The organism is SAR202 cluster bacterium (genome assembly GCA_016872285.1).
Taxonomy (GTDB): Bacteria; Chloroflexota; Dehalococcoidia; order Lucifugimonadales.
The window spans coordinates 1-13,415 of the sequence record VGZZ01000010.1 but is presented as its reverse complement, the minus strand read 5'-3'; the positions used below and the strand labels follow the sequence as shown (position 1 = coordinate 13,415).

Below are 13,415 nucleotides of genomic sequence, written 5' to 3'. Positions count from 1 at the left end.
AGGGGAAGGCCGTTGTCAACTTAGGGTGAAGGATGGTTTGCAGGAAAGGGGGCGTTGGGCCTCACGATTCCATCACCAGGTAACATGAAAAAGCAGACCTCCCCTCAGTAGGGATTCCATCCCCTGGCCCCTTTCCCGACTGCATCGGGACTGAGTACAGCCTGCTGGAAGGGTAAGAGATATGAAGGATCACCTCATCATCCCCTATCCCCCTCTTCTCCCTTGAAATAGGAGAAGAGGGGGGACCAGATGTGACAAGGGCATCCCGGCCCCAATGATGCGCGTACTTACCCTTTGCTGTCAGTGTGAGACGGCCCGCTCTTGTCTGCCTCCGTGGAGTTGGAGGACTCCTCATGCTGCTTGATGGCGGCGTCGACTTTGGCTACGGCCTCGGGGCCGCGGGCGCGGGCGGCGAGGGAGAGGCCGGTGGCGACCTGGCTGGCGACGGCGTCGGGCTCAAGACCAGTCTGCTCGGCGATTTCCTTGGCGCTTTTGAGGGCCTGGCCGGCGGTGTCGAAGAGGTCGGCGCCAATCTCCTCGGCCCCTTCCAGCAGGCCATAGGCGGCGCCCCATAGGACCTGCTCATGGTCGGCCTTGGCGCCCTCGGCCAGTACGTCGAAGACGCTGACCATGGTCTGATGGGCGGCATGGCCTACCTCCTCCTTGACCTCGTCGGAGGCGTGCATAGCGCCCCGGGCCACGTGCCGCGCGACCTGGTAGCCGTGGACGCCGACGTGGCCCATGCTTTCCACCAACTCCTTAGCCGTATCACCGACCAGGCTTCTTATGCTGGCCGTGGCCCGGCCGCCGCGGGCGGCAGCGGCAGCGGCGGTGCGCAGGGTCTCCGACACCTGGTAAGCGGTCACGCCAAGGGCTACATCCAGGCCGGGGACCCGGCCCAATCGAGTCAAAGGGAAGCTGGCGACGAAGCCCAGGCCGGGGACGGAGCTTACGGCCCGGGTGGTGTCCTGGGTGTGGGCCATCAGCGCGCCGAGGGCCTCCTCTTTGCTGACATCTCCCTGCTCCTTGAGGGTGCTCAGGAGATTGAGGGTGCCGACTCCCAGGATAAAGGCGATAACGAACAGAAAGTCGTAGCCGTTGAGATGAACGATTCCCAGGTCTATGTTCCTGGCAGGGCTGGTCCAGGAGAAGTTTATTTGAAGGTCGCGAACGCTGAAGAAGTCGGCGAAGAGGCCGCCCAGGAGGGGGCCGATGGCAGTGCCGATGTTGGTGGCGAGGGAGGCGGCGGTGAGATAGGAGGTGGCCTGGCCCTGGGGCGCCAGCTTCATGCCGATGGTGCTGATTCCCAAGGACACGCCGGCGGCGGCGACGCCCGCCATGAGGTGGAGGGCGGCGAGGATAGGAAGGGTGGCGGAGTAGCCTTCGGGCAGGGTGCTTAAGGCCCAGCCGAGGATGACCAGGGCGTAAAGGGAGGCGCCCATGGACAGGACAGTCTTGGAGCTGAAGCGGTCCACCAGAAGGCCCCACATCCTGAGGGACAGGGCGTTGGCCATCTGACTTAAGACGCTAAGCTGGATGACGGCGGACACGGGGTAGTCCAGCTCGTTGAGCATATAGACGGCAAAAAATGGGGTAGCGAGGTTGAGAGCTACGCCCCAGCAGAAGAGGAATTTTAGAAGCTGCCGGAAATTTTTATCCCTAAGCGGGACAGTCAAGGCTTCGCGAATGGAGAGGGGCTTTCCTTCGGCGGGGGACATTTGAGGCTCAGGGATACGCGTCATCAAGAAAAGGCTGGTCATGCCCATAAAGGCGGCGCCGAAGAGCAGGACTAGGGTGTAAGCGTAGACCTCGTCTTCAGCGGGGTTGCGGTCGCTCCAGTAGTCGACAAAGAAGGCGGCGGACAGGCCAAAGACCGCGGCGGCCAGGGTGGCCCAGGCGAGCCTTCGTGAGAAGAACAGCCCCAGGATTTGCTGGGGGATAAGGTCTCGCATCCAGCTATTCCACGCGCAGTTGGTGGCTGAGTTGACAACGCCTCGAAGGCCTATAAGGACAATGAGCGCGGACACCGCCAGGTCCCCGGGGGTGTCAATCAGAACGGGAATAAGGGCTATGGGAAACCACATAAGCTGGGCGGCGGCCCAGGTGGGTACGGCGATGATCTTTCGGCGGCGGAGTTTTTCGATAACCAGGATGTAAGGGAGCTGGAGGAGCTGGGTGAGGAAGGGCAGGGACGCCAGGATGCCGACCTGGAAGTTGTTGGCGCCCAGGGCAAGGGCGAAGGCAGCCAGGAACCCGCTGGTGATGATGCTGCCGAAGCCAATCGACGCGACGCCCTCCCAGGTAGCGAGCCGCAGGGCGCGATCCCGTGCCTCTGGGGAGAGGGAGGGCGCAGGTTGTAAGAAAGGGAGGAAAGCCATAAAGCCTGAGGTCTAAAAAAATAGGCCGGCGCGCAAGTTTCTAAGAGGCGCCAGCCTGTGGAATTATAACATCTAAACCAGGGTTTTGGACGAGCATCAGCGGCTATTTACTCTGAGATAAGTGTGGGAGATGGTATGCATTGTATATACAAAGCCGCCGATGGTGGGACTCACGCTAGGGGAAGACCGTAGGAAAAAGAAAACCGGCTGGGAGGGAGGTCGGCTCCCAGCCAGTTAGAGAGGGCAAACCAGGTGCCGGCCCGGCTTAACCCCATCATATGAAGCAAAGAACTCTATTTTGATGCTGTGAAATTGTCCAAAGGTCTCACCCGGGCCGTCTTAGACAAATTGTTGACGAGGTTAGCGCCAGGACTCAGAGACAAGCAGTCCGGGTCTAGATGGCGGGCCACAATTGTCTCCGTTTGGCGGTAGGCCCTGTATAAGGCATCCCTGATCCGCTCCGGGTCGGAAGGTCTAGCCTGGAAGGCCATAGACTGTTCCCTGCGTCCCCCTATTAAAAGTTCCACGGCGCTCCAAGAAGCGCTGGCTTTCTGGATTTCCGTCAAAACCACCTTCCACAAAGAGGGCCGTATCACCCGATAGAGGACATACCCTACCCTGCTGTTGGCAGCCCATTCCTCATTTTCAGGATGTCCGCAGCAGGATGAGAGGGTTTCCACCAGGTCCGTATGATTAAGGCTCCAGACCAGTCCTCTTATAGGCTCTTCCACCAGCTCGTAATCCAGATACCAGGGATGCATTATCTGGGATTGCGGCTCTGCCTTATGGAAAGCGGCCCTCTTAAACCACCACATGGCTAATTGACACCCTATCCTTTGGCGGCTTTTAGAGAATCGTACTGAGCCTTGCTGATAATCTTGAATATTTTGACGCCATTGTCTTCCGCGGTGGCGGCATAGGTCTGCCCGCCGGTCTTACGCTTCAGGACCACCTTTTTGATCCTGCTGTCCGGCACATCAACCTTTTTCCGAGTCTTTACGTTGTAGAACTGCATATCCTCTCCTTGTTGTTTATTGGGCCTTTTTGGAGGGCCTTAGCCCGCCATTTACCCGCGATAGGTTAAACGGTTCTCTTCCTGAAAATCGCGGCGATGGTAAACCCGCCGGTAGCTACAAGGGTCATGGCAGCGCCGGATGGTAAGTCCAAATAGTAGGAGAGATAGAGGCCGGTAATAGCCGACGCCATTCCCAGGACGGCGCCCAAGAGCATCACGCCCACAAAGCGCCCCGCCAGCAGATAGGCCGTCGCGGCGGGTGTGACCAGCATGGCCATGACGAGAACTATGCCCACTGTCTGGACCGAGATGACTATGACTAGGGCCAACAGGGCCACCAGCAAGTAGTCAATTGCCGCTGTGGGCAGACCCACAACTTTTGCCCCCACGGGGTCGAAGCTGGTGAAGACCATCTCTTTGTGGAACAGGAAAAGCAGCAGAATTACCAGGGCCGCCAGGGCCACAGTCACGAAAATGTCCGCCGTGGAAACGCCAAGTACCTGGCCTAACAGAAGGTCCTCCAGATTCACTCTCAGGCCGTCGTTGAGGGACAGGAGCACAAGGCCGAGGGCGAACAGGCTGGCAAAGAGAATGCCGATGGATGTGTCTTCGCTGACACCCGTTCTCTGGACAACAAATCCGATGAGCAGGGCCAGGGCTATGGCCACGGGAACGGAGCCGATAAAGGGACTCACGCCGACGATGAATGCGGCGATAACGCCGGGGAGAATGGCATGGGAAAGGGCGTCGCCCATAAAGGCAAAGCCGCGAGTCACCACGTAGCCGCCCAGGAGGGGACAGAGGATTCCCACCAGCACACTGGCGACTAAGGCCCGCACCATAAAGCCGTACTGAAAAGGATCGGCCAGATAATTAACTATGGTGTCCATGACCTTGCTCAACCGAAGGGTTGGTATAGAGCATCCCATGGGCCCCGTACAGTTCCTCCAGGACCGCGGGCGTGAAAACTTGGGACGGCGGACCGCAGGCGCAGATATGGCGGTTAATACACAGAACCTCATCAAAACGGCGGGCGAGATTGGTGAGGTCGTGGGTAGCGGTGAGGATGGTCTTGCCCTCGTCTCGAAGAGTCCTGAGGACTTCCACAAGACCTTCTTGGGAGCCGACGTCGATGCCGCTGAAGGCCTCGTCCAGCAGAAGGACATCGGCCTCCTGGGCGAGGGCGCGGGCGACAAAGACCCGCTGCCGCTGGCCGCCGGAAAGCTGGGAGACCAGGGCCAGGCGTTTATCCAGGAGTCCAACCTTTTCCAGACACACTATGGCTAATTCCCGGTCAGCGCGGCCCGGGCGGCGAACAACGCCGATTTTGCAGCAGCGGCCCAGCAGCACCACATCCCACACGGTGAGGGGAAATCGCCAGTTCACCTGCTCACGCTGGGGCACGTAGGCCAGGGGCCCTCGGACTCGCTGGGGTGCATGGCCGTGAATTAGCACCTGTCCATGCTGTGGAGCGACCAGCCCGGCAATGGTGTTGAATAGCGTTGACTTGCCCGCGCCGTTGGGGCCGACCACGCCCATAAGCACGCCCTGTTTCACGCCGAAACTGACGCTCTCCAGCACGCGTACGCCCCCCAGCTCAACTACAAGGTCTCTGGCCTCGACGGCGAGGGGCTTGCTGCCATTTTGGGAGTTCACTTCAGGGCGTGCACAATGGCCTGAACATTGTAACGCATCATACTTATATATGTATCGGCGCCGCTCCCGGAGGGGCCTAAGGACTCGGTGTAGAGTTTAGTGACCACTTTGACGCCAGCATCGCGGGCTATATTTTGGGCCAGACGGTCGCTGAGGGTGCTTTCGGCAAATATGGCGCGCGCGTTGTGTTCTTTTATTTCTTCCACGAGGTGGGCAATGGCCTGGGCCGATGGCTCCTGCTCTGTGCTCAGGCTTGGAATGATGGCGCCAGCCACCTCAAATTCATACCGGTGAGCAAAGTATCCCAGGCTCTCGTGGCTGGTTATCAAAAGCCGCCGCTCCACGGGAATTTGCGCCACCTGCTGCCGTATCCACTCATGAAGCTCATCAAGCTGCTGAATATAGCGGCCAGCGTTCCGCGAGTAAACGGCGGCGCCGTCAGAGTCGGCTTGAGAAAGCGTGTCGGCGATTTTGCTGACCGCATCCTTAACCTTTAAGGGGTCAAACCAGAAATGGGGGTCGAATTTGCCATGCTCTTCTTCATGTTCGCCCTCCTCTTCCTCCTCATCGTGTTCCGCCTCCTCCTCGTCCACGTGCTCTTCGTGAGTCTCTTCAAAGGGTATAGGCTGCACCGATTCGCCTAGAGCGACAAGATTTGTTTTGTCGGTTACGGTGTTATCCAGCAGGCGGTCGAAGTTTGAGGACTCGAAAGTGAGGCCGAGCTTGAATACGATGTTAGCGTCTGCTAAGCGGCTGACATCGCCGGCGCCTGGCTGGTAGGTGTGGGGGTCGGCGCCGAGGGGGATGAGGCTAAAGCTGTCCACCCGCTCCCCGCCCACCTCCCGGACCCAGTCATCAATGAAGCTGGCGGTGGTGACTATTTTTAGCTTGTCGGACGCGCGGGCGGAGCCGTTATCGCCGCAGGCTGACAGGGCCAGGCCCGCCAGTAGGCAAAGTGCGAGAGGGAAAGATGCCAGCAATCGTAGGCTGTGACGTTTTATATGACCGGCGAGAGTGGACAATGCTGTCTCCTTATTAATGAGATGTAGTATCACTAAACTTCAAAAAAAGAGAGGCTAAGATTTAAGGCGGTGTTCCTTCTTTTCCGTTAGTATCGCGGCACCTGGCGCACCGTCCATAGACCTCCAGTCGGTGGCCCTCAGTCTCGTAGCCGAAGCGCCGGGACACGCGCTCGACAAAATCGTCGAGGCCGCAGCCGGCGATGTCCTGTACCTGGCCGCAGTCGACGCAGACCAGATGGTGGTGGTGCCTGCCGCCGCCCAACTCGTATCGTGGCGAGCCGTTGTCTACCATGACGCGGCAGAGGATGCCGGCTTCTTGCAGGGATGCCAGGGTACGGTAGACGGTAGCGCGGCCCGCGCGGGGGACGGTCTTGCAAAGCTCCTCGGCGGAGAAGTGGCCGGGCCATGCGGCGACAGCGTCAAGGACGGCGCGGCGGGAGGAGGTGCGGCGGGCGAAAGGCTCCTCAAGCTGGGAGATGGTTATGTGCTTTTCTGAGACCATTATTGATACATACTCTCAATTATCCACATATTACATGATTTCTCGCACGCATGTCAATATCTGCTCATTCGGCCAGAGACTTGATGTAGTTGATAAGGTGCCATTTCTCTTCGTATGAGAGTACGTCGTCAAAGGCGGGCATGGCGGTGCCGGGGATTCCGTTTTCGATGAAGCCGAGCAGCTCCTGGGCGGTGTGCAGGGGCACGTGTACCGTCAGGTCCAGGGGAGGCGGGCTGAGTCCGCCGGCGGCGGGGCCGTCGCCCCGGCCGCCGACGCCGTGGCAGGCGATGCAGTGCTGTTGGTATAAAGCCTTGCCTTTAGCCAGCGACTCGGCGTTGGGCGGGAAGGGGCCTGTGGTTATTTCCTCGTCCGAGAAAGCGCCGCTGTTGAACATTAGTGAGACCCCGAAGATGGCCGCCACGACGCCCGGCCCCACAAGGACCGCCCCCCTGCCGGTAAACCAGCCGCCGACGGCGATGCCCACCGATACGAAGAGCGCTCCCATCAAAATGATCTCGATGCCCAGAAGCAGTCTGGCGATGTCCTCTTCCGGGGCGGCGCCACCGACAGCCTGGCCCGGAGCGGCGACAGCAAATCGAAAGGCGGTGCGGGTATCAAAGGCGTCGGGGCGGCGGACTGTCACCTCAGCCTGCCACTGGCCCTGGAGACTGAGGAAGGCGGAGTCCGAGACGTAAATCCCGCGGCCCTGGTTGGATAGGGTTAGAGTCGACGCGCCGACGTCGGCCTCCAGATAAGCGAAGGTGACCTCCACCTGCGACGCGTTGCCGACGGGCGTCCCTCCGGCGTCTCGAAGCTCCGCCGAGGCGCGGTTCACGCCTATCTGCCCAGGCTCGACGCGCAGGGTGACATTGATGCCCTCGACGGTGTCGCTCAACCGTATGCCCGCGCCTGAGACGCCGTCGGACTCGTCCGCCTGCCTGGCGGGCTCCAGGCTTGTGAGAAAACCGACGGACAGCGCCACCAGGACCACCAGGACGGTTTCGCCTATCACAAACCTTCTTAGCCAGAGGCTGGCCGCAGAGTTACCCTTTAATCGAGGGCGCACCCAGAGGATGTTGAGGGCGCCGAAGGCGAGGAGAGGCAGGATAATGACAGTCTTCGCGATAAGGGTGTATGCATAGGGAGTGTCGACAGCGGAAAAGGAGCCGACGTGCATCCAGGCGCTGTAGAGGCCGGTGATGATGAGCGTCCCGACGCTCAAGGTCGCGATGATGGAAAATCGAGGCGTCAGGGAGGCCAGGGCGGTCTGACGTTCCGAGGGGTTGAGGGACTTAAAGAAGAGGGGCAGGGCCAGGGCCAGATGGACCAGGGCTCCGGCCCAGAAGGCGGAAGCCAGCAGATGGCTGTAATCGGTGAAGACCGCGGCGGCCTTAATATCGGTAAGGGCGGCGCTGTGGCTGGCCATGCTGATGGCGAAGAGGGAGGCGCAGCCAAGGGCCAGGGCCAGGTAGGGGCCGAAGGTTTCGAGATATACACGGATGCTTTCACGTTTCGCGTCGGAGGACTGGAAGGCTTTAAACGATAGGCAGCCCAGGGTGAGGACAAGGGCAAGGCCCAGTCCAGTCCGCCAAAGCCAAAGATGGCCCCATTCGGTGTCGCGAAGGGCCGTACGCAGGGGACTGCCGAAGGCCTTGAGGAAGGTCGTGTCGGCGGCTGTGGAGGCCTGGACCAAGAGCTGGGCTGCGGAAGCTGCGAGAAAGAGGAGCGCCATCAGAAGCGAAGTTTTCAGCGCTTGGGATTTTAGGGACTGGCCGAGTTTCCGTATTTGTGGGCTTGTGGAGTTTTTCGAGAAGAATGGCGACAACACCAGAGTGTAGAAAGCCAAGCCGCCAACCATGACCATCCCGCTTAGGAGAACGAGCCATCGTATCGGAGGCGAGGCTGGAGACTGAAACAACCCTGGCTCGGATTCCACCGGCTCCTGGGGTGTAAGCGGCTCGCCGATGGAAAAGGCGAAGCTGCCTCTGACCGAGTGGCCGTCCACCGTGGAGAGGTTGCGCCAGACGACGGTGTAGGTGCCGTTGGGCAGGACAGGCAGGTCCAGCGCCATAAGCGTCAAGTCGTTGGCGTCGAATCGCAGGGCGCGCTGGTCCACGCGCTGCCCCGCGGCGTTCAGGACTTCGATAGAGCTGAAGGACGGAGCGATAGGCTCGCTGAACCGTAAGGTAATGCCGGCCGGAGTCGAGTCCAGGACCGAGTCAGGGGCAGGTCCGGACTGGATGAGGTTGGCATGGGCAGAGGCGGGCGCGGCGGAGGGAAGCGAGAAGAGGGCGGCCAGACCCAGCAAAAGGGCTGCTAGAACAACTCGTGTAGGGGTCAATAAAGAGAATTTCATAGGCACCCCGCGGTTACAGATAAAGCGGCCAGGCACGCGCGTGCCTGGCCGCTTTTCTTAAAACTATTTTCTGCGCAAGGCGAGCCAGAGGCCCGCGCCGCCGGCGATGAGGCCGATTACGCCCAAGGCGATGCCAGCCACGGCCAAGACCTGAGCGCTGGAGGCTTTGTCATCAGCTTCGGAGGCGGCGGTCTGGGCGCCGCGGGCCGCGCCTTCGATCTGGCGGAGGGACGCCAGCTTTTCGGGGAACTGGATGGCGTCTATGGCCTCCATGTCGTCGAAAGTGTTAGGACCCGACTCGAAGGTCTCGTTCACCGTCGTGCCGCCCACCGTGCCGAAGAACCGGAAGCGGTACTGGCCGGGGGCCGTCGGCAGGATGTCCACGGTGTAGTGGCCGGGGTCTCGAAAGACTGCGCGCATAAGTGAAGTCTGCCTGGCACCCGAAGGGACGTGGGTCACTTCCACCTGCAAGGTTTCCTGGGCGCCTTCGACGGGCTGTGTCGTGTTGGATGCGGTGATGCGCACGCCAACGCCGTTCCTCTGGCCTTCGTAAGCTGGTTCCGCATCCCAGCCGACGACGAACTTGTAGGGACCAACGTTTCGCCGCTCATGGGCCTGGACGACGGCGAGGTTGAGCGCCAGGACCAGGAGGGCTAAGAGGACAGCGGCAAGAGCAGGTCTATTCCACGAAAACATAGGACGGCTCCTCTATATATAAATGTGTGTGGCAATCACCCTTCAGCGGCTAATTGCCTCCGAAGGGTTCTGGAAGAGGGAAGAGGAGCTCAGGATCGAGGCGGCTTCTTGGCCAGGGATATGTGGCTGGTGTACTGAAGAAGATTGTCAGATGGGAGGGGGAACAGATTGTCGGCGATGCCGCCGTCAGAATACATGGGAGCTTGCTCGGCAGGGATGGGAGGAGTCATGGAGACAGCACGGCTAATACCGTCTGATGGTGAGAGATACACCGTCTCGCTGGAAAAAGCGTTGGACTCGGGGGAGTCGTGGCTATGGGCGGTGTGGCTGTGAGGCGCCTGGTAGGGGTGAGAATGGGAGGAGGGCGGTGAGGATGTGTGGGGATATAGGTGGAGGTGGAAGGGGTTGCGTTCCGGGAAGTGGTGGTCCAGGGCGGGACCGAAGGACGTCAGGATAAGGGAGGCGGCTATGGACGCCGCTCCGACTTTGCCAAGACCATGGAAGAGTTTATGTATAAAGGTCCGCGTCATAGTGGCATGGATAAAATTATAGCGCAACTTTGGATGGAAGGATATACTGCCTGGATAAGGAGACCGTAAAGAAGGTTTGTCAGAGGAAATGGCCGATTAAAAAACTGGTATAAAATCTGTCCTGGCACTTTTATAAAATCGATGATAAATGCCTTGACAACGGTGGTATATTGTGGCAAGGTTTTTTTAGTACTATTTCACTGCCTTCAGGAGAAAGAAAAAACTGGGCTGAGATGAAAGTATCTCGGCGGTGGCCAGGTAACATAGCGGCGAACGCAGGCCAGATTTTGAAGGACAGTGTACTCACGCCCCGTTTTCTTTCGATATCCATTGCTCCATTTTTTAAGAGTTCCAATCGTTTAGCGCTCTCCCTTTGTCCCTCGTCCTACCTCAGGTTTAAGCCCCGGCAAATTTCTATACCTATGTCCTTCTCTGTTTTCGCATAGTCCAACGCCATAGAAAACTAATTGAGGAGAGGACGTTGAAGATAGGGCTCACCTACGACCTGAAGACCGCGGTAGAGGTACGCCCGGGCGCTCCGGAGGACGAGACCGAGGAGTGTGACCCTCCGGATACCATTGACGCCCTGGCTGGCGAAATTGAGCGGCTGGGGCACAAGGTGGTACGTCTGGGAGGCGGGATCGAGTTTTTGCAGTCGGTCCTGAACGAGAAGGTAGACTTTGTCTTCAACATTTCCGAAGGCCGCGGCACCTATCGAAGCCGTGAAGCGCAGGTGCCCGGCGTCCTGGAGATGCTAAGGATCCCATACGCCGGGGCTGACCCGCTGACCCTGGCGCTTTGTTTGGACAAACCCCTCACCAAGAGAGTGGCCGAGTCCCTGGGAGTCAGGACGCCGCGCTACGCTGTTTTAGATCATACGCAGGCCGTTGACCTGGCCCTAGCTGATGGACTTAGCCTGCCTCTGGTTGTCAAGCCAGCTTTTGAAGGTTCCAGCAAGGGTATCCGGCTCACTTCTAAAGTGGGAAATCTGGAAGACCTGGCGGCGTCGGTTGAAGCCGTACATAGGATGTATAGGCAGCCCGCTCTGGTGGAAGAGTTCATCGCCGGCAAGGAGATAACAGTAGGGGTTACGGGAAATCGCCCGCCGCAGGTGGCAGGAGTTATGGAGGTGGTGCCGCGCAACGGCGCGGGGGACAATTTCATGTATACGCTGGAGGTGAAACGGGACTGGCAGCGGCTGGTGTCGTATCGCTGTCCGGCGCATTTGCCCCCGCAGACGCTGAAGGAGATAGAGGGCATGGCGCTGGCTTTGCATAAAGGACTGCAATGCAGAGACATGGCGCGATTTGACTTCCGGGTCGATGGAAAAAATCGACCCTATTTTCTTGAGGTGAATCCCCTGCCGGGGTTATCGCCGGTTTATAGCGACTTGCCGATTATGGCAGGACTCATGGGCCAAAGCTACAACCAGTTAATTGGGGGTATCTTGGAAGCCGCCCTGGAACGCTGTGAACTGGTAGGTGTGAAATAACCACGTTGCGAGTGGCGGTCATTTATAACCAGCCTGCTCCCTCAAAACGGTGGACCCGCGGCGACAAGGCGGCCATTGCCGGCGTTATGGAGTCAGTGGCGGCCATCAAGGAATCGCTGGACGCCCTGGTCTATACCACAACCCTTTTGGGACTGGAGCCCCCGCTGGCTAGCGCCGTTGAAAAGCTGCGCGCCTGCGACGCGGACGTGTTCTTTAATCTTTTTGAGGGCTTCGGGGACGATTCCGATACTGAATGGCAGCTAGCCGAAGTGCTGGAGGATATGGGCCGGCCCTTTACCGGAGCGGCTTCTTCCACCCTCGCGCTCTGTCTGGACAAGGCCAGGACCAAGGAGCGGCTGCGCTCCTTTGGTGTGCTGACGGCTGATTACCAGGTGTTCGAGAAAGTGGAACCAGGGCAGTTCCGCCTGGAGTTCCCAGTGATCGTAAAGCCGGCACGGGAGGATGCCTCCCAGGGCTGCAACTTCTCCAGCGTTGTATATAACGTCAGCGAACTGGATCGACAGGTTGAGTTTATAGTCGAGACGTACCGGCAGCCCGCGCTGGTGGAACTGTTCTTGCCGGGCCGGGAGTTTAACGCTTCCATTCTTGGAGGGAAAAACCCCAGGGTCTTGCCGCCGTCTGAGATTGTTTACGCTGAGGACTATCCTGGTCCTCGCATACTGACCTACGCGTCGAAGTGGACAACCAGCGACCCGGCATACAAGAAGGCGACGCCGGTCTGCCCGGCGCTGGTGGAGCAGGAGACAATGCGGGAAATCGAGGCGATGGCCCTGTCGGCCCACCGGATCGTCGGGGCGCCTGATTACGCCAGGGTGGACCTTAGGGGGGACGTCGCGGGACGCTTGCATCTCCTGGAGGTGAACCCAAACCCGGACCTATCCCCCGGCGCGGGCCTGGCTTTGCAGTCCAGGACCTGCGAGATGACATATAAGGACCTGGTGGGACAAATTATGGAGCTTGCTCTAGAAGGAGCCAGATCTCATAGCCATGACGCCGCGATACGCGCTTCATAGGAAGGCCGAGAAAATGGCGGCCGCTGATAGTTGGCCGTCCCGGAAATACCGTCCCGCCCGGGGGTTTTATCGCTCATCGGGATACATCCAAGTGAGCGTCATACCTGACTTTCATGATATAGGGGATTCCTGGTTTGCCTTACGCAGGATTTTTAGCGGGGGAGGTACGCAAGGAATGACGCCCTGACTTCCTGAATTGCCCTGTGGAACCCTGCACGTTGGCCGCGGCCTAAAAAGCAAGAAAGAGGAATAGTCTGATGACCACCATAACCCAAATCAAGGAGCCTCCGGGTAGTAGGCCCAAACTTACCTTAAAAGACCGCATTTGGGAGGCGTTAAAGCCTACCCAGGAGCAGTGGGACGACTGGAAATGGCACTTCAGGAACCGGTTCAATAACGTTGAGAAGCTGGCTAGAGTCTATCCGCTTACGGAGACTCAGAGGAAGCAGCTGGAGCTGGTCAGCGTCAAGTACCCCTTTTCCATAACCCCTTACTACCTGTCGCTGGTCCAGGCCGACGACCCCAACGACCCGGTATTGCTGCAGTCCCTGCCATCCTTTGAAGAGATTACTCACCCCGAGGCGGGTGAGGACGACCCGCTGGACGAGCGGGACGATTCGCCGGTCCCCGGGCTGGTGCACAGGTACCCTGACCGGGCGCTTTTTGTCATAACGGACATCTGCCCGCTGTTGTGCCGTCACTGCACGCGCAAACGCGAGTGGGACGGCGGCAAC

The 13,415-nt window shown here is 59.2% G+C and carries 13 protein-coding genes; 3 read left to right on the top strand and 10 right to left on the bottom strand.

Going from position 1 to position 13,415, the window contains the following annotated elements:
- Positions 1 to 287 precede the first annotated feature (287 nt).
- The 10 genes from FJ320_04460 to FJ320_04415 form a co-directional block, all read right to left on the bottom strand.
- Complete coding sequence (locus tag FJ320_04460; GenBank protein MBM3925227.1) at positions 288 to 2,378, bottom strand: MFS transporter; 2,091 nt, start codon at positions 2,376 to 2,378, stop codon at positions 288 to 290.
- Positions 2,379 to 2,671: 293 nt separating this feature from the next.
- Entirely contained in the window at positions 2,672 to 3,193 is a 522-nt protein-coding gene (locus FJ320_04455) for a hypothetical protein (protein MBM3925226.1), read from the bottom strand.
- A gap of 14 nt (positions 3,194 to 3,207) precedes the next feature.
- Positions 3,208 to 3,393, bottom strand: a complete 186-nt coding sequence (locus tag FJ320_04450) for a hypothetical protein (GenBank protein ID MBM3925225.1) — start codon at positions 3,391 to 3,393, stop codon at positions 3,208 to 3,210.
- A gap of 65 nt (positions 3,394 to 3,458) precedes the next feature.
- A complete protein-coding gene (locus tag FJ320_04445; protein MBM3925224.1) occupies positions 3,459 to 4,559 on the bottom strand; it encodes a metal ABC transporter permease in 1,101 nt (366 codons plus the stop codon).
- Entirely contained in the window at positions 4,267 to 5,049 is a 783-nt protein-coding gene (locus FJ320_04440) for a metal ABC transporter ATP-binding protein (protein MBM3925223.1), read from the bottom strand. The genes FJ320_04445 and FJ320_04440 overlap by 293 nt, the downstream gene beginning before the upstream one ends.
- On the bottom strand, positions 5,046 to 6,104 hold the full coding sequence (locus FJ320_04435) for a zinc ABC transporter substrate-binding protein (protein ID MBM3925222.1): 1,059 nt from the start codon (positions 6,102 to 6,104) through the stop codon (positions 5,046 to 5,048). Before FJ320_04435 ends, FJ320_04440 begins: the two co-directional genes overlap by 4 nt.
- Positions 6,105 to 6,132: 28 nt before the next feature.
- A complete protein-coding gene (locus FJ320_04430) occupies positions 6,133 to 6,573 on the bottom strand; it encodes a transcriptional repressor (protein ID MBM3925221.1) in 441 nt (146 codons plus the stop codon).
- Between the two features lie 64 nt (positions 6,574 to 6,637).
- Complete coding sequence (locus FJ320_04425) at positions 6,638 to 8,929, bottom strand: c-type cytochrome (GenBank protein ID MBM3925220.1); 2,292 nt, start codon at positions 8,927 to 8,929, stop codon at positions 6,638 to 6,640.
- Between the two features lie 63 nt (positions 8,930 to 8,992).
- Entirely contained in the window at positions 8,993 to 9,625 is a 633-nt protein-coding gene (locus FJ320_04420; protein MBM3925219.1) for a hypothetical protein, read from the bottom strand.
- Positions 9,626 to 9,714: 89 nt separating this feature from the next.
- Entirely contained in the window at positions 9,715 to 10,155 is a 441-nt protein-coding gene (locus FJ320_04415; protein ID MBM3925218.1) for a hypothetical protein, read from the bottom strand.
- A 481-nt stretch (positions 10,156 to 10,636) separates the two neighbouring features.
- Between FJ320_04415 and FJ320_04410 the strand changes: the two genes are divergently transcribed.
- From FJ320_04410 to FJ320_04400, 3 genes are all read left to right on the top strand, one after another.
- Positions 10,637 to 11,647, top strand: a complete 1,011-nt coding sequence (locus FJ320_04410; GenBank protein ID MBM3925217.1) for a D-alanine--D-alanine ligase — start codon at positions 10,637 to 10,639, stop codon at positions 11,645 to 11,647.
- Between the two features lie 11 nt (positions 11,648 to 11,658).
- Positions 11,659 to 12,681, top strand: coding sequence for a hypothetical protein (locus FJ320_04405; GenBank protein ID MBM3925216.1), 1,023 nt, complete (start codon positions 11,659 to 11,661; stop codon positions 12,679 to 12,681).
- A gap of 257 nt (positions 12,682 to 12,938) precedes the next feature.
- On the top strand, positions 12,939 to 13,415 hold a 477-nt coding region (locus FJ320_04400), incomplete at its 3' end, for a lysine 2,3-aminomutase (protein ID MBM3925215.1).